Raw genomic sequence first — 16,690 nt, 5'->3', positions numbered from 1 at the left:
GGTCGGGGATTTACTGCAGCCCGAGTTCGTCGAGCATACCCTTGCGCTTGGCATGATAGTAGTAGCCACTGGCATAGAGGCGCACGGCACCGTCGTGCTGATTGTCGGCAACCATCCAGGCACCGCGCAGATATCTGGTCGCGTATTTGAGATTGGTCTCCGCGTCGAACAGGCCCTCGGCGGGGCCCTCATAGCCAAGCCCCTTGGCGGTGTTGTAGCGGATCTGCATCAACCCGTAATTGCCGCGGCTGTAGGCGCGTGGATTGTAATTGCTCTCGCGCTTGACCACACGATGCACGAGTTCGACCGGAAGGCCGTTGAGTTCGGCGTAGTACTCGATCAGCCGGTCGAGCTCGGGTCGGGAACTCGTCGGTGTCCGGGTGAGCTTCAGCGAGCCAGGAATGGCCTTGGCGACGGCATCGACCGCAGAACCGATGACGCCGCTCTTTGGCCGCTCGGTCGGCACGATCATGCGCTTGGCAACGAGAGTTTCGAGGCCGACCGGTTCGCCGGTGTCGAAATCCGATTCCATTGCGGCGGCAATGCCGAGCAGCGGGACGGCCGGTTCGCTCGCCGAGTCGGCGGCGGCGGTCACTTCCGGCGACAGGGGCGCCGCGCCAGTCTCTGCCATGGCCACCTGGATGGCCTGGGCGGGCCGTGCGTTCGGAACCGCGGTTGTCTGCGGCGCGGCGAAGGCAAGCGTCGCATCCGGTGACGATACAGCGCCGGCTTCAGCTACCGCGGCCTCCGTCGCGGTGGTCGAGGTCGCTGCCTCGGCCGCAAGTGTGGCGGATGCGTCGGCCGTTGCACCGACCGGTGCCGGCAGCGCATAGGCCGTCATCTCCGTTCCTGGCTTCGGGATGGGTGTGACCGTCTGCACGGCGGTCAGTTCTTCAAGTGAGGTCCGCTCGACGGTCGAGCACCCGGAGGCAATTCCGATGGAAACCAGTGCAGAGGCCGCAAGCGCCTGTTTCGAAAGGGAGATACGGATCTTCGCCATGCTGTCACTTTCGTGCTTCTGGGCCCCGTAGCCCCTTGCAAATCAGCGGCTGCCGTCCGCTGTGCTTCAATCTCCCTTAACCCATGCCGTCCACTGCGGCAAGCAGCGCGGCGATTTCACACCGTCGTTCGAACTCCAATGAGTGGATGATCCGCCGGTGTCGCGTGAGGAATGCCCTCTCCTCGGGTTAAACCCGAGGAGAGGGCATCGCTAACCGTTGCGCGACCTCAGTCTGCCGCCTGCCATTTCTGGCCGATGGTGTCCATCACCTCGCCGAACCATTTCGCCGACGTGTCGAAATGCTTGCCCCCCTTGATGCGGGGGAATTCGATCGTGCGCAGGCGGCCGCCCTGGTCCTCGTCGTGGCCCGTGACGCCGGAAACCTTGTTGAGCGCACTTTCGACCGCAAGGTCGACCATGCTCTGTATGAGGCGCAGGTCGTCGCCATTGGCGGGTGCGGAGCGGGCATAGTAGCCGGATTTCTGCACCATCGCGCGTTCGGCGCCGAGGAGGGCGGCGAACTGCTTTGAGAACCAGTTGCCGACATTGATGGTGTCGATCTTCACATGGCCGAAAGCATCGCGCTTGACCGTCTCGCCGGCCGCCTCGCGTTCGGCAACGATCGCATCGAGGCAGGCACCTTCGCTGACGAACAGCGTCACGAAGCCGGCCCGGTCCATGATGTCGCGCAGGCGCGCGGCCTCCGATTCGAGGTCGAACTTCATCTCCGGCAGGTAGAGGCCGTCGATGTTCTTCAACTGCTCGTTCATCATGAAGCCGTCGACATAGTCCTTGCTGCCGGACAGTTGCATATAGGCGCGTGCCGTCGCCGCGGTCAGCCAACCGCAATGGCGGCCCATCACCTCGTGGACGACGAGGGTGCGCGGGGCGGCGCTCTGCTCGTTGCTGACATGGTCGAAGAAGCGCGCGCCGTATTCGGCCGCCGTCCAGGCGCCGAGCGTCTGGCGAATCGGCACCACGTCATTGTCGACGGTCTTCGGCAGGCCGACCACGGTGAGGTCGTAACCATTGGCGCCGAGATAGGCGGCAAGATCGGCTGCCGTGGTGTTGGTGTCGTCGCCACCGATCGTGTGCAGAATGCTGATGCCGTCGGCTGCGAGCCTGTCGGCGGCGATGCGAAGCGGGTTGTCGCCTTCCTTGACCAGACCGCGTTTGACGCAGTCGGCGGCATTGGTGAGCTTCACACGGCTGTTGCCGATGGGAGAACCGCCGTGGCGATGGAGAAGATGGGCCTTTTCCCGCATCTCCTTCGTGATCTCGATGCGGTCGGCCAAAAGCAGCCCCTGGTAACCGGAACGATAGGCCACGAGCTCGTAGTCGGGCGCGATGTCCGTATAGCGCTCGATCAGGCCGCCGACGGCGGATGAAAGGCAGGGCGCGAGCCCGCCCGCCGTCAGCATTGCGACTTTCTTCTTGGCCATGATTCCTCCTCGGGATTTGGGCGACGGGACCGCACGACGGTAAGCGTTCCCGGAACGCTGCCATGCTCAATGATCCCTGTGATCTAGCGCAAATCGGATGGAAATAAAATGACAGGACTGTGGATCGCTCCCATGGCCTGGCGCCTAGCGGGAAATTCGAGGATGCCCCCGTCGTGTCGCCGTGCGAATTCAATTGCGATTCACGGCCAATTGATTTATTGAGGGGCCATCACAAATTCGTCAATCCATGACGTTTCGCGCGGACAGCCGCTTGCAATTTGCCACCGCATCTGGCCATGCTCGGTGGTGGACAGGGAACAATCGCACTCATGACAGTTTGGGACAGCCTCCTCAAAATCGTCACGGCCACCGGCAATGCGCTTGCAGGGGTGGTCGAGGCGGTCAGAACCCTCTTCGAGGGCGATCCGGAAACGCGCCGCAGGGTTGCCTTCTCGGTCGCCATGATCGCCCTTTCGGCGAAGATGGCAAAGGCAGACGGCATTGTGAGCGAGGCCGAGGTCGCGGCTTTCCGGGATATCTTCAAATTCCCGGCGGACCAGGCGAAGAACGTCGCCAGGCTGTATAATCTCGCGCGCCAGGACGTGGCGGGCTTCGAGGCCTATGCGGAGAAGATGGCCTCGCTTTGCGCCTCCTGCGAGCGCAATTGCCCGATTCTCGAGGACATCGTCGACGGACTGTTCCATATCGCCGCGTCCGATGGCGTCGTGCATGAGAAGGAATTCGCATTTCTGCTGCGCGTCGCCGAAATCTTCAGGATGGACGAGGCGCGGTTCCAACGCATCATGGCGCGTCATGTCCATGCCGAAGGACGCGATCCCTACCAGGTACTCGGCGTCTCGCCGAAGGACGATTTCGCCGAGATCCGCAAGCGCTATCGCGTGCTCGTTTCCGAGAACCACCCGGACATGCTGGTTGCGCGCGGCGTGCCGGAGGAGTTTCATGCCATTGCAACGGATCGTATGGCCGCGCTGAACGCGGCCTACGAAGCGATCGAGAGAGAACGCCGCGCCGCATGACATCGACGCGCTGCGACTTCGCCGGTGCCCGTTTCGTGCCGTCACCCAATCATGGGGAGCGCGCGGGCGGGCGCGGGCCGGATATGATCCTTCTCCATTATACCGGCATGGAAACAGCGGTCTCGGCGCTGGACTGGCTCTGTCGCGAGGAAAGCCAGGTCTCCTGTCACTATTTCGTGCATGAGGACGGGCGCGTCGACCAGCTCGTGGCGGAAGATCGTCGTGCCTGGCATGCCGGCAAGAGCCTGTGGAAGGGCGAGGCCGACATTAATTCCTGCTCCATCGGTATCGAGATCGCCAATCCAGGCCATCTGGGCGGGCTGCCGGATTTCCCGGCGGCGCAGATCGCGGCCGTCGTCGATTTGTGTCGAGATTGTGGCGAGCGCTGGCAAATTGCCCCCGAAAGGGTGCTTGCCCATAGCGATGTGGCGCCGATTCGCAAGGTCGACCCGGGAGAAAAATTCCCCTGGAATGCGCTCTTTCGACAGGGGGTCGGTCACTGGGTCGAACCGGCGCCGGTGGGCGGCGGACGCTTCTTCCAGCGCGGCGATCACGGGCAGCCGGTGGAGGCGCTGCAGTCCATGCTCTCGCTTTACGGCTATGGCATTGAAGTCACGGGCAATTTCTGCGAGCGCACCGAAGGCGTAGTGGCCGCTTTCCAAAGGCATTTCCGGCAATCCCGGGTGGATGGGATCGCGGACATTTCCACCATAGATACGCTTCACCGCCTGCTGGCCGCGCTGCCGAAATTCAGCGCATAGGTTGCAAACTTCGATTACGCTAAATTAGCGCCTTCGATGGCTTTATGCACAAATTTTTTGCGTTGCCACATGTTTACCATGATGGGGCGGTCATTTTCGCCGCGTCAACCGCAGGGGACGCAGGCAGAGACCGGGACCTTGCCAAATAAAAACGATCGGGAAACCGGTCGCGACGGTGGGGTGCGCCGTCCGGCCGGATCCGCAGACCGGAGACTCCAAACTACATGAGAATATCGTCTGTTGCTGCGGTGGCGGCATGCATTGGCATGTTCGTCGCCGGGATGGGTACGTCGTATGCAGGGGGTGTCGACCGAACCATCAAGACCTCATCCCTGAAGTCCGTTACCAGGACCGCAGGATTTCCCACACCTTCCCTTTCGCCGAAATCCTACTATGGCGATCTCATCCACTCCTACGCCAAGCAATATGGCGTTGCCGTCGATCTCGCCCGCGCCGTCGTGGAGGTCGAGAGCAATTTCAATGCAAAGGCACGGGGCCGCGCCGGCGAGATCGGGCTCATGCAGATCAAGCCCGCCACCGCGCGCATGATGGGCTATTCCGGCTCTGCCAAAGGGCTCTACGATCCGGAAACCAATATTAAGTTCGGCATGCTGTATCTGGCCAAGGCGCAGGAGCTTTCGGACGGCAGCACCTGCGGCACGATCCTGAAATACAATGCCGGCCACGGCGCCAAGCGGATGAATCCTGTTTCGAAGGCCTATTGCGGCAAGGTCAAGGCGATCCTGGATTGACCGCCGCACGACGTTGAAAGAGATCGTCGCGATGCGGAGCCTCGGTTCGGCCGCGATGCAGGAGGTAGCCGGATAGGTCTTGCGTTCCGGTGTACCGTAGAAAATCCACGTGCTATTCCCGCAGGCAAGCAGATCGGGGAAATGCATGTCGGAAAGCTTTGATTTCGTTGTGGTCGGCAAAGGCATGATGGGAGCGGCGGCGGCGCGTCACCTCAGCCTCGCCGGCGCGAGCGTTGCGCTCGTCGGACCTGACGAGCCCGAGGACTGGGCAAGTCACGGCGGCGTATTCGCCAGCCACTACGACAATGCCCGCATCACCCGCACGATCGATGCGGACCCGGTCTGGGCGCGTCTTGCCCGCCGCTCGATCGATCGTTATCCGGAAATCGCGGATGCGAGCGGGATGGATTTCTATTTCGAGAGCGGTTGCTTGATCGCGGCGCCGGCTCCCGGCGGCGATTTCGATTATCTCGAGAAGGTCGAGCGCGCCCGCGACAGGCTGGGCGTGGAAGCGCCCCTGATCGGCGGCGGCGCACTCGCGAAGCGCTTTCCCTGGTTCCGTTTCGCGGCCGGCCATGCGGGCGTCCACGAGGCAAGCGGCGCAGGATATATCAATCCGCGTGCACTGGTTCGCGCCCAGACCAAGGCAGCGGAAAGACAGGGTGCCCGGATCATCCGCTCCGAAGTGGTTTCGGTCTCGGAAGAGGTGGAGCAGGTGGTCGTGGCCACCGCCGATGGGCGGGCTATCCGGGCGGGGCGCGTACTCGTCGCCGCCGGCGGATTTTCGCTTTCGACGGCCTTGCTGGCGAGGCCGATCGATCTTGACGTCAAGGCGCGCAGCGTCTTGTTCGCCGAGGTCGGCGAAGATGATCTTCCTGGTTTCGAAGGCATGCCGTCGCTGATCGTCGCGGCGCCGGAGCAGGAGAAAAGCTATTACCTGCTGCCGCCCGTTGCCTATGCCGACGGCAAACACTACATCAAGATCGGCGGCGACCCGACCGATCGGGTGCTTGCGGGCGAGCCGGCGGTCCGGGACTGGTTCCGCAGCGGAGGCAGCGCCGAAGCGGCCTCCCATATGGACGGGCTGCTCAGCGAAGTGATGCCGAGGTTCAAGCCGGTTTCAACGCATTTTTCTCCTTGCGTCACGTCGTTCACCCGACACGGCTACCCCTATATCGGCTTTGCCAGCGAACGCGTCGCCGTTCTGACGGGCGGCAATGGTCAGGCCGCCAAGAGCTCCGACGAGATCGGCAGGCTTGGCGCAATGCTCGCCATGGAAGGCCGTCTGAATGCAAGCGAGTACGAGACCGATTTCGCCGTCGCATTTCAGTGAGCCGGCGATCGAGCGGCAGAGAGGCGCGATTTTTCTGGCGCTTGCCGGCTTGCTCGGTTAATGAGCCTCTGCCAGTTGGCCGGGCAGCCGCGCCCCGCAAGCGCCGAAAGGCCGCGGGGTGAGGAAAGTCCGGGCTCCACGGGAACACGGTGCCGGATAACGTCCGGCGGGGGCGACCCCAGGGAAAGTGCCACAGAAAGCAAACCGCTCCGCTTCGCGGAGTAAGGGTGAAAGGGTGGGGTAAGAGCCCACCGCGGACATGGCGACATGGACGGCACGGCAAACCCCACCGGGAGCAAGACCGAATAGGGATGACACGGGCGCGCAAGCGCCCAGCCGGTTTCCAGGCCCGTCATCCGGGTGGGTTGCACGAGGCTGCGCGCAAGCGCAGTCCCAGATGAATGGCTGCCACGTTCCGTTTCCTGCGGGAGACGGGGCCATACAGAACCCGGCTTACAGGCCAACTGGCGATTTTCTCTTCCATGTCATTTCGGGCGCAGAGCCCGCGGAACTCGTGGCGCCCGCCTCGGGTCGCCCGCGGCGCAAGCCGATTCCGACCACGTTCCTGTGCTTGTCGGCACCCGCATTTGCTCGGGACTCCAATGGACTAGGGGTGTCGTCGTAACCCTTTGTTAAACTTAACAACCTATCAATATTTGATCATTCAGGAGGCTGAATTCGGCCTTCTCCCATTGACGCCCATATGGTCCCATGTTATCCCATAATGGTACTGCGCAAGGGCCGCGTCGTGGCCCGCCATCGCGAAATTCGAAGTCTCCTTCTTCGGAGGGTTCAGGCAGATGCGTAAGCGTCCGGCGGGGGTTTTTCGCGCGCGCAGACGTGTGTTCGTGCGGGCCGATGACGATGGCCCGTCAACCGGAGGCGGCCGTTTCGCGTCATGAACCGCTTCTTGTCACATGCTACGAACCGGATCGATGCCAAGGGGCGGGTCTCCGTGCCTTCGGCCTTCCGCGCCGTGCTTTCGGAGGCGGGCGTGCGGGAGTTATATTGTTTCCAGGATTTCGTCTTCCCGGCGATCAGCGTCGGCGGGCCGGAGCTTCTGGAGCGGTTCGAGAGGCAGATGGCGGCCGAGGATCCGTTTTCGGATGCGGCCAACCAGATGTCGCTGCTCGTTCACGGGGGTGGCATCTTCTTGAAGCTCGACCCGGAGGGCCGGCTGATGATCACGGATTTCATCCGCGACTTCACCGGCATCGCGACGGAGGTGGCTTTCGTCGGACGGGGCGATCATTTTCAGCTCTGGGAGCCGCAGGCGTTTGCGAGGGCGCAGGCGGAGGCCCGGGAAGGGCGCACGCAACGGGGGTTGCGGCCCAGTTAATGTGGAGAGGCGGAATGGTGGCGGATCTAGGCGACAGGACTTCTGAAGCCGATGGCGGACCGGCTCGTCACATTCCCGTCATGCTTCCCGAGGTGCTGACAGCGCTCCATGCGGCGCCCGGCAAGGTCATTCTCGACGGCACCTTCGGCGCGGGCGGCTACACCTCTGCGATCCTCGATGCGGGTGCGGATGTGATTGCGCTCGACCGCGATCCGACCGCGATCGCCGCGGGACAGGCGCTGGTCGCGGCCGCCGGCGGACGGCTCAAGCTTGTGCAGTCGCGGTTTTCCGTGCTCGCGGAGCATGCCCCGGAAGGGGGGCTCGACGGCGTTGTGCTCGACATCGGCGTCTCGTCCATGCAGATCGACGAGGCCGAGCGCGGCTTCTCCTTCCAGAAAAAAGGGCCGCTCGACATGCGTATGTCGGCGAGCGGGGTGACTGCCGCCGACGTCGTCAATCGCGGCAAGGTTTCCGATCTCATCCGCATCTTCGGCTTCCTCGGTGAAGAAAAGCAGGCCGGGCGCATCGCCCGGGCGATCGAGAAGCGCCGCGCCGAACAGCCTTTCGAGACGACGCGCGACCTTGCGGGCCTGATCGAAACGGTGGTGCCGCGCAAGGCCAAGGACAAGATTCATCCCGCGACACGGGTCTTCCAGGCGCTACGCATCTTCGTCAACGACGAACTCGGTGAACTTGCCAGCGCACTCTTTGCCGCCGAGCGTGTGCTGAAACCCGGCGGACGTCTCGTCGTCGTCACTTTCCATTCGCTGGAAGACAGGATCGTCAAGGCCTTCTTTCAGGATCGCGCAGGCAAGGCGGGCGGCTCGCGGCATCTGCCAATGGTGGCGGCGCGTGCCGCAACCTTCGCGCCAGTCGGCAAGCCTATGATCGCGGCGAGCGATGACGAAGCCTCCCGCAATCCGCGTGCCCGATCTGCCAAGCTCAGGGCCGGCATCCGCACGGAGGCGCCGTCGCCGGGGAGCGATCTGTCCATTTTCAATCTTCCGGAACTGGCGAGCCTTGCAAGGCTAGGGGGCTAAGCAACGATGCTGAGAACGCTCGATATCGTCCTGATCGTCATCATGACGGCCGCCGCCGCGGTCACCTACACGATCAAGCATCAGGCCGAGAACAAACGCGAAGAAGTCCGCAAACTGGATGCGGCGATCAAGCTCGAGGAGGATACGATCGACCTGCTCAGGGCCGATTGGGCGCTCTTGACTCAGCCGAACCGTCTCGAACGGCTCGTCGCGGCCTTTGACGCCGATCTGCAGCTGGCGCCGACGCCGCCCACGCAACTGGCTCGTCCCGAGGAGTTGCCGATGTTGCGGGCCGATCTGCCTCGGCCGGAAGGCGAGGCGGCGCCGGAAGACGGGATCGCCGCGGTCATTCAGGCCGATAATATCAACACAGGCTCGGTGGCGCACTGATGTCCTTTCTTTCCCGCATCATGCTCTTGAAAAGCAAGGCGCACTTCTCCGCCGGGGGCAACAATCGCGCCCCCGAGACGGGTCTCAACGTCACATTCCAGGGGACGCGCAAGAAGAGCGCCAGCCAGGCGAAGAGTCGCCTGGCGATCCTCATTGCCAGTTTCGGGATCGTCTATGTGGTGATCGGCGGGCGCCTGGTGCAATATGGCATGGCCAGCCCCGAGACGGTTTCTTCGATAGGCCGCGCCGACAGCCTGATGGCCTCGCGCCCCGATCTCCTCGACCGCAACGGAGAAATCCTGGCGACCGACATCCGCACGGTTTCGCTCTATGCCGAGCCGCACAAGATCGTCGATGCCGACGAGGCTGTGGAGCGTCTGGCCACCGTCCTTCCCGATCTCAATGCGCGCGAGATCTACAACAAGCTGAAGTCCAGCTCGCGATTCCAGTGGCTGCGCCGCCAATTGACGCCGAAGCAGCAGAGCGAGATCCTGGCGCTCGGCATTCCGGGGATAGGCTTCCGCCCGGAAAAGCGCCGCTTCTATCCCGGCGGCCCGACCGCCGCCCACATCGTCGGTCACGTCAATATCGACAATCGCGGCATCGCCGGCATGGAACGCTATATCGACAACGAGGGTCTTGCCGATCTGGCGGCCATCGGCATGACCAGCGACGCCAAGCTTGAGCCGGTCAGGCTGTCGATCGACCTGCGCGTCCAGAATATCGTGCGCGACGTTATCGCGGCAGGCATGAAGAACTACGAGGCGATCGCGGCCGGCGCCGTCGTGCTCAACGTTCGTACCGGCGAAGTGCTGGCGATGGCGTCCGTGCCGGATTACGACCCGAACAATCCGGCCGAGGGTGCCGAAGAGGGCTGGATGAACCGCATGTCGAACGGCACGTTCGAAATGGGCTCCACTTTCAAGACCTTCACCATCGCCATGGGCCTCGATTCCGGCAAGGTGACGCTCAACGACAGTTTCGACGCGTCGGCGCCGATCCGCATCGGCGGCTTCACCATCAAGGATTTCCACGGCAAGCGCCGCGTACTGACCGTGCCGGAAATCTTCCAGTACTCGTCGAACATCGGCACGGCCAAGATCGCGGACCTCGTCGGCATTCCCGGCCAGCGGGAATTCCTTACGCGCCTGGGCCTGCTGACGAAGCTTCCGACGGAGCTTCCGGAGGTGAAGGCGCCGACGCAGCCGCGCGAATGGAAAAAGATCAATTCGATCACCATCTCCTTCGGCCACGGCGTCTCGACCACGCCGCTGCAGACGGCCGTCGCGGGCGCCGCCCTTGTCAATGGCGGCAAGCTCATCCCGCCGACCTTCCTGCCGCGCACGGAAGAGGAGGCGAACAATCTCGCAAGCGTAGTGGTCAAGAAGAGCACCAGCGACAGCATGCGGTATCTCCTGCGCTGGAACGGCATTGCCGGCTCGGGCAAACGGGCGCTCGTCCCCGGCTTCAATGTCGGCGGCAAGACCGGAACGGCCGACAAGGTGGTCAACGGCCGCTATGCCCACGATCAGAACTTCAACGCCTTCCTTGCGGCGTTTCCAATCGATGATCCGCAATATATCGTGCTGACCTTCATCGATGCCCCGAAGACCGGCGAAGGTGGGGGTCGGACCGCCGGGTCGAACGCCGCACCCATGGTGCGCGACATCATCAGTCGAACCGCACCGCTTCTCGGCGTCGAGCCGAAATTCGGAGAAGACGGTTCTGCCTTGCTTGTGTCTTATTGACCGTGAAATGAGAATGCGGACGATTCGTCATCCGCTGCCTGGTTCCTGAAGTCGGAGCCGATCCGGGATCAATCAAGCGGCGATTCTAGCGCTTCGGCCCGAAAACCGTACCCGATTTTCGGAAAGCTCGATGCGCAGATTCAAAGAGTTACAGCGACCTTGCGCGTCTGAAAAACGCGCGGCACTGTAAGGTGTTAAAGCGACCCGTCGCGGCTGCAGGAACTGCGCGCGGTGGGCCGATATCGATGTGAGACAGGCGGTTCATGAAGATCAGGGACCTGGCGGGGCCAAACTTCCCGGAACTTTCGGCGCAACTGAAGGATGATTCGGCAAATGTCGAGATATCCGGCCTCTCGGCCGACAGCCGGCAGGTGAAGCCGGGCGATCTGTTCGTCGCCGTCGCCGGGACGAAGGCGAACGGTGCCGCCTATATCGCCGACGCCATTTCGCGCGGCGCGGCGGCGATCGTCGCTGCCGATTCCCATGCGGAGGCGGGTGTCCCGGTCTTCACGCTTGCGGAACCGCGCCGCTTTCTGGCGCAAGGCGCCGCCGCCTTCTACCATCGCCAACCCGAGACCATGGTGGCGGTGACGGGAACCGCCGGCAAGACCTCGGTTGCATCCTTCACCCGCCAGATTTGGGCTCATTCCGGTCTTCCGGCGGCGATGATCGGGACGACCGGGGTCACGGCGCCGGGTCGCAACGAGTACGGTTCGCTCACCACGCCGGACCCGGTTTCGCTGCACAGGCTGCTTGCCGAACTCGCCGATGCCGGCGTCACCCATGCGGCCATGGAAGCCTCCAGTCACGGGCTTGACCAGAACCGCCTGGATGGGGTCAGGCTCGCGGCCGCCGCCTTCACCAATCTCGGCCGCGATCATATGGACTACCATCCGACAGTCGAGCACTACATGGCTTCGAAGATGCGCCTCTTCGAAACGCTCCTGCCGAAGGGTTCGCCCGCGGTGATCTTCGCCGACGACCAGTGGTCGGCGGAGGCGATCGCCGCCGCCCGCAGGGCGGGTCATGATGTGCGCACCGTTGGCCGCGAGGGCGAATATATCGCCTTGAAGCGCGTCGAGCACTTCCGCCACAAGCAGTCGGCGGAGGTGCATGTTGGCGACGATATCTTCGAAATCCACGTGCCTCTGGCCGGTGATTTCCAGGTGGCCAACGCACTTGTCGCCGCCGGTCTCGCCATGTCGACGGGCATTTCCGCCGCGGCGGCATTTGCCGCGCTCGAAAAGCTGCAGGGCGCCTCCGGACGGCTGGAACTCGTCGGGCAGACGCGGGACGGCGCCCTGGCCTATGTGGATTATGCCCATAAGCCGGATGCGCTTAAGAACGTGCTCGATTCGGTGCGCCCATTCACGACCGGGCGGGTGATTCTCGTCTTCGGCTGCGGCGGCGACCGCGACAAGGGCAAGCGGCCGATCATGGGCGAAATCGCCAGCCGGCTTGCGGATGTCGTGATCGTCACCGACGACAACCCCCGCTCGGAGGTTCCGGAGGCGATCCGCGCCGAGATCATGGCTGGCGCCAAGGACGCGATCGAAATCGCCGACCGCGCTGAGGCGATCGGCGCCGCAGTCGGCATGCTGACGACCGGCGATACGCTGATCGTTGCCGGCAAAGGGCATGAGGAGGGGCAGACGATCGGTTCGCTAACGCTGCCGTTCTCGGACCATGCGGAACTGCTGAAGGCGCTCGGGAGGGCTGTGACTTGAATTGGCTCTGGACAAGCAGCGATCTTCTGGCGGCGATGAACGGCCGGCCGGTCGGTACCCTCCCGGAAGGCATCGTCGGGATATCGATCGACAGCCGCACGATCGGCAAGGGCGAAGCCTTTTTCGCGATCAGGGGCGATCGCGTCGACGGCCACGACTATGCCGGCATTGCGCTTGCCAACGGCGCCGCGCTGCTGGTCGTCAGTGAAGCCAAAATCCCGGCGCTCGGACGGCTGATCGCGCCGATGATCGTCGTCGACGACGTGCTCGAGGCGATGATCCGGCTCGGCTGCGCGGCACGCGACCGCAGTGCCGCGAAGATCATCGCCGTCACTGGCTCCGTCGGCAAGACCACGACAAAGGAAATGCTCCGGCACGTGCTCGCGCCTCTTGGGCGCGTGCATGCCTCGGTCGCCTCCTTCAACAATCACTGGGGCGTGCCGCTGACGCTTGCCCGTATGCCGGAGGCGACCGACTTCGGCATCTTCGAGATCGGCATGAATCATCCGGGCGAGATCCGTCCGCTGACGCGGATGGTGCGCCCGCATGTGGCGCTCGTCACCAGCATTGCCGCTGCCCATGTCGGCAATTTCTCTAGCCTCGACGAGATCGCCGCGGCGAAGGCGGAGATTTTCGAGGGCGTCGTCGCAGGCGGCCATGCCGTCATCAACCGCGACACCCCGCAATATGAGCTGCTCGAAAAGGCGGCCCAGGCGGCGGGTGTCCGTCACATCCACTCCTTCGGAGCCAATCCGAAGGCCGACTATCGTCTGGTCGAGTTTGCCGGCGGTGCCGAGGGCTCCGTGCTCTGGGCCGGTATAGGGGGTAGGACGCTGGAGGTCGCAATCGGTGCGCCCGGCCGCCACATCGCCGAGAATGCACTGGCGGTGATCGCTGCGGCCGAGTGCGCCGGAGCGGACCTCGACCGCGTCGTCGCTGCGCTTGCGACGATACAGCCGGAAAAGGGCAGGGGCCTGCGGCACCATCTGGAGATCGGCACCGGCCATATGGCGCTGATCGACGAAAGCTACAACGCCAATCCGGCATCGATGCGGGCGGCGATCGCGCTCCTGCGCGATGCAGAACCGGCGCCGGGCGGGCGCCGCATCGCGATCCTCGGCGACATGCTGGAAATGGGCGAGCATGCGGCCGAAGTGCATGCGGGTCTCGCGACACCGATCGTCGAGGCGGGCATTGCCGACGTCTGGCTCGCCGGACCGGCCATGGCGCATCTGCGCGATGCCCTGCCGCCGGAAATTTCCGTGATCTACCGCGAATCGGTCGGAGATCTCTCATCCTATGCGGTTGGCGCGGTCGCTGCCGGCGACGTCGTGATGGTCAAGTCCTCGAAGGGCACCGGCTGCGGGCAGATCGTCGAAGCGCTTCGTGGCACCTATCCGGAACGGACGGCGGGGGAAGCTTAAAAACGGGCCTTACCGCTGCCTTCGCACTGGTGGATAGAGGCCATGGACAAGGGAAATGGCCTTAACATAGTCGAACGCAAGCGGGTATCGTCTGTCAGGTGATTCTGTCGGACGGTGTCCGACTACAAACTTTTGGGGAAAGTCCCTTATGCTGATCTGGCTCGTGGAACTGGCGGACCACTTTCAATTCTTCAATCTCTTTCGCTACATCACCTTCCGCACGGGCGCAGCTCTCTTCACATCGGCCCTGATCGTGTTCCTGTTCGGCCCGGCGATGATCGCTTCCTTGCGCATCCGCCAGGGCAAGGGGCAGCCGATCCGCGCCGACGGACCGCAGACGCACTTCAAGAAGGCCGGCACGCCGACCATGGGCGGGCTGATGATTCTCGCCGGCATCGTCGGCTCGTCCCTGCTCTGGGCCGATCTTTCCAGCATCTACGTCGTCTCCACACTCCTGGTGACGCTCGGCTTCGGCGCAATCGGCTTCTATGACGACTATCTCAAGGTCACGAAGCAATCGGACAAGGGATTTTCCGGCAAGGCCCGGCTTGGCATCGAATTCGTCATCGCATCCATCGCGGTCTTCTTCATGATGCAGGCGGCGCTTTCCGCGGGCGCCGCGGGCTCGACCTTCGGGTCGTCGCTCACCTTTCCGTTCTTCAAGGACCTGATGCTCAATCTCGGTTATTTCTTCGTGCTGTTCGGTGGTTTCGTCATCGTCGGCGCGGGCAATGCCGTGAATCTGACGGATGGTCTCGACGGGCTTGCCATCGTTCCGGTCATGATCGCCTCGGCGGCCTTCGGCCTGATCGCTTATCTCGCCGGCAATGCCGTCTTCGCGAACTATCTGCAGATCCATTTCGTGCCGGGCACGGGCGAACTGGCCGTCATCCTCGGCGCGGTCATCGGCGCGGGTCTCGGCTTTCTCTGGTTCAATGCGCCGCCGGCGGCGATTTTCATGGGCGATACCGGCTCGCTCGCGCTCGGCGGACTGATCGGCACCGTCGCCGTCGCCACCAAGCACGAGATCGTCATGATCATCATCGGCGGCCTCTTCGTCATCGAGACGCTGTCGGTCATCATCCAGGTCTTCTGGTTCAAGCGCACCGGCCGGCGCGTGTTCCTGATGGCCCCGATCCATCATCATTTCGAAAAGATGGGCTGGACGGAGAGCCAGGTGGTGATCCGTTTCTGGATCATTGCCGTCATCCTGGCCATGGTCGGCCTTTCCACCCTGAAGCTTCGGTGAGCCGCGATGATACCGGTCACTACGTTCGCCGGCAGGAAGGTTGCCCTCTTTGGTCTGGGCGGTTCGGGACTGGCGACGGCCCAGGCGCTTGTCGCCGGCGGGGCGGAGGTCACCGCCTGGGACGACAATCCGGAGAGCGTCACCAAAGCCGCCGCAGCCGGGATTGCGACGATGGACCTGCGTGGGGCCGACTGGCAGGCCATGACCGCCCTCGTGCTTTCGCCCGGCGTACCGTTGACGCATCCGAAGCCGCATTGGAGCGTTGATCTTGCCCATCATGCGGGCGTGGAGATCATCGGTGATGTCGAACTCTTCGTGCGCGAGCGCCGGGCACATGCGCCCGATTGCCCTTTCGTCGCGATCACCGGCACAAACGGCAAATCGACCACGACGGCGCTGATTGCGCATATCCTGAAGACGAGCGGGCGCGACACCCAGCTTGGCGGCAATATCGGCACGGCGGTGCTGACGCTCGATCGGCCACAGGCCGGACGCTTCTATGTCGTCGAGTGCTCTTCCTATCAGGTCGATCTCGCGCCGACGCTTGACGCGACGGCCGGCATCCTGCTCAACCTGACACCCGACCACCTGGATCGACACGGCACCATGCAGCACTATGCCGATATCAAGGAACGGCTGGTGGCGGGCAGCGGTACCGCGATTGTCGGCGTCGACGACAGTTTCTCGAGCCTGATCGCCGACCGGGTCGAGCGAGCCGGCACGAAGGTCGTGCGCATCTCACGCCGTCACGTGCTTGCCGAGGGCATTTATGCCGAGGGCGCGCAATTGATGCGCGCTCATGGCGGCACGTCCGCGCTCTTCTTTGACCTTTCCGGCATCGAGACCCTGCGCGGCGGGCACAATGCCCAGAACGCTGCCGCGGCCGTTGCCGCGTGCCTCGCCGTCGGGGTCGACGAGAAGGATATCGCCAACGGGCTGAAGAGCTTCCCGGGCCTGAAGCACCGGATGCAGCCGGTCGCAAAAATAGGCGAAGTCGTCTTCGTCAACGACAGCAAGGCGACGAATGCCGATGCGGCCGCGCCCGCGCTTTCGAGCTATGAGCGGATCTATTGGATCGCCGGGGGGCTGCCGAAGGAGGGCGGCATCACCTCGCTTGCGCCGTTCTTCCCGAAGATTGCCAAGGCCTACCTGATCGGCGAGGCGGCGCCGGCCTTTGCCGCGACGCTGGGCGAGGCGGTACCCTACGAGATTTCCGGGACGCTCGAGAAAGCGGTGGCGCATGCGGCGGCGGATGCGGCGCGGGACCCGCAAGGCCCTGCGGCGGTGATGCTTTCCCCGGCTTGCGCAAGCTTCGACCAGTACAAGAACTTCGAATTGCGCGGAGATGCCTTCGTCGGCCATGTGGCGGCGCTCGAAGGCGTGACCATGCTCATCTGACGGCCGCGAGAAGGGGCGCGGCAGTCGGGCCGGTTTCAAGGACGGGCGCA

General features: G+C 63.6%; 14 protein-coding genes and 1 other RNA gene. 13 read left to right on the top strand and 2 right to left on the bottom strand.

Annotation, left to right across the window (positions count from 1 at the left end; translation table 11 throughout):
* Positions 1–10: 10 nt before the first annotated feature.
* Both EKH55_RS10635 and EKH55_RS10630 read right to left on the bottom strand, forming a co-directional pair.
* Complete coding sequence (locus EKH55_RS10635; RefSeq protein ID WP_069461510.1) at positions 11–1,000, bottom strand: lytic transglycosylase domain-containing protein; 990 nt, start codon at positions 998–1,000, stop codon at positions 11–13.
* 227 nt (positions 1,001–1,227) lie between these two features.
* Complete coding sequence (locus EKH55_RS10630; RefSeq protein ID WP_069461511.1) at positions 1,228–2,442, bottom strand: pyrophosphate--fructose-6-phosphate 1-phosphotransferase; 1,215 nt, start codon at positions 2,440–2,442, stop codon at positions 1,228–1,230.
* 329 nt (positions 2,443–2,771) lie between these two features.
* On the opposite strand from EKH55_RS10630, the gene EKH55_RS10625 reads away from it, so the two are divergent.
* The 13 genes from EKH55_RS10625 to murD all read left to right on the top strand — a co-directional run bounded on the left by EKH55_RS10625 (position 2,772) and on the right by murD (position 16,640).
* Positions 2,772–3,479: a J domain-containing protein gene (locus EKH55_RS10625; RefSeq protein WP_069461512.1), complete on the top strand. Its 708-nt coding sequence runs from the start codon at positions 2,772–2,774 to the stop codon at positions 3,477–3,479.
* On the top strand, positions 3,476–4,240 hold the full coding sequence (locus EKH55_RS10620) for an N-acetylmuramoyl-L-alanine amidase (protein ID WP_151611479.1): 765 nt from the start codon (positions 3,476–3,478) through the stop codon (positions 4,238–4,240). The genes EKH55_RS10625 and EKH55_RS10620 overlap by 4 nt, the downstream gene beginning before the upstream one ends.
* Before the next feature lie 224 nt (positions 4,241–4,464).
* Positions 4,465–4,992: a lytic transglycosylase domain-containing protein gene (locus tag EKH55_RS10615; protein ID WP_069461514.1), complete on the top strand. Its 528-nt coding sequence runs from the start codon at positions 4,465–4,467 to the stop codon at positions 4,990–4,992.
* Positions 4,993–5,137: 145 nt separating this feature from the next.
* Entirely contained in the window at positions 5,138–6,325 is a 1,188-nt protein-coding gene (locus EKH55_RS10610; RefSeq protein WP_151611478.1) for an NAD(P)/FAD-dependent oxidoreductase, read from the top strand.
* 71 nt (positions 6,326–6,396) lie between these two features.
* Positions 6,397–6,797: RNase P RNA component class A (gene rnpB / locus EKH55_RS10605), an RNA gene on the top strand.
* 426 nt (positions 6,798–7,223) lie between these two features.
* Positions 7,224–7,664 (top strand): division/cell wall cluster transcriptional repressor MraZ, encoded by a 441-nt coding sequence (gene mraZ, locus EKH55_RS10600; protein ID WP_069461516.1) that lies wholly within the window; start codon positions 7,224–7,226, stop codon positions 7,662–7,664.
* A 14-nt stretch (positions 7,665–7,678) separates the two neighbouring features.
* Positions 7,679–8,704, top strand: coding sequence for a 16S rRNA (cytosine(1402)-N(4))-methyltransferase RsmH (gene rsmH / locus EKH55_RS10595; RefSeq protein WP_151611477.1), 1,026 nt, complete (start codon positions 7,679–7,681; stop codon positions 8,702–8,704).
* 6 nt (positions 8,705–8,710) lie between these two features.
* Positions 8,711–9,094, top strand: coding sequence for a cell division protein FtsL (ftsL, locus tag EKH55_RS10590; RefSeq protein ID WP_069461518.1), 384 nt, complete (start codon positions 8,711–8,713; stop codon positions 9,092–9,094).
* Complete coding sequence (locus EKH55_RS10585; protein WP_151611476.1) at positions 9,094–10,842, top strand: peptidoglycan D,D-transpeptidase FtsI family protein; 1,749 nt, start codon at positions 9,094–9,096, stop codon at positions 10,840–10,842. Before ftsL ends, EKH55_RS10585 begins: the two co-directional genes overlap by 1 nt.
* 263 nt (positions 10,843–11,105) lie before the next feature.
* Positions 11,106–12,569 carry a UDP-N-acetylmuramoyl-L-alanyl-D-glutamate--2,6-diaminopimelate ligase gene (locus EKH55_RS10580; RefSeq protein WP_151611475.1) on the top strand — a complete coding sequence of 488 codons (1,464 nt, stop codon included), beginning with the start codon at positions 11,106–11,108 and terminating at the stop codon, positions 12,567–12,569.
* On the top strand, positions 12,566–13,993 hold the full coding sequence (locus EKH55_RS10575) for a UDP-N-acetylmuramoylalanyl-D-glutamyl-2,6-diaminopimelate--D-alanyl-D-alanine ligase (RefSeq protein ID WP_151611474.1): 1,428 nt from the start codon (positions 12,566–12,568) through the stop codon (positions 13,991–13,993). Before EKH55_RS10580 ends, EKH55_RS10575 begins: the two co-directional genes overlap by 4 nt.
* A 148-nt stretch (positions 13,994–14,141) precedes the next feature.
* On the top strand, positions 14,142–15,242 hold the full coding sequence (mraY, locus tag EKH55_RS10570; RefSeq protein ID WP_069461522.1) for a phospho-N-acetylmuramoyl-pentapeptide-transferase: 1,101 nt from the start codon (positions 14,142–14,144) through the stop codon (positions 15,240–15,242).
* Positions 15,243–15,248: 6 nt separating this feature from the next.
* Positions 15,249–16,640, top strand: coding sequence for a UDP-N-acetylmuramoyl-L-alanine--D-glutamate ligase (gene murD / locus EKH55_RS10565; protein ID WP_069461523.1), 1,392 nt, complete (start codon positions 15,249–15,251; stop codon positions 16,638–16,640).
* The last annotated feature ends 50 nt before the right edge of the window (positions 16,641–16,690 follow it).

Source organism: Sinorhizobium alkalisoli (genome assembly GCF_008932245.1).
Classification (GTDB): Bacteria; Pseudomonadota; Alphaproteobacteria; order Rhizobiales; family Rhizobiaceae; genus Sinorhizobium; species Sinorhizobium alkalisoli.
The sequence above is the reverse complement of the archived record's forward strand: the minus strand, read 5'-3'. Positions and strand labels throughout refer to the sequence as shown.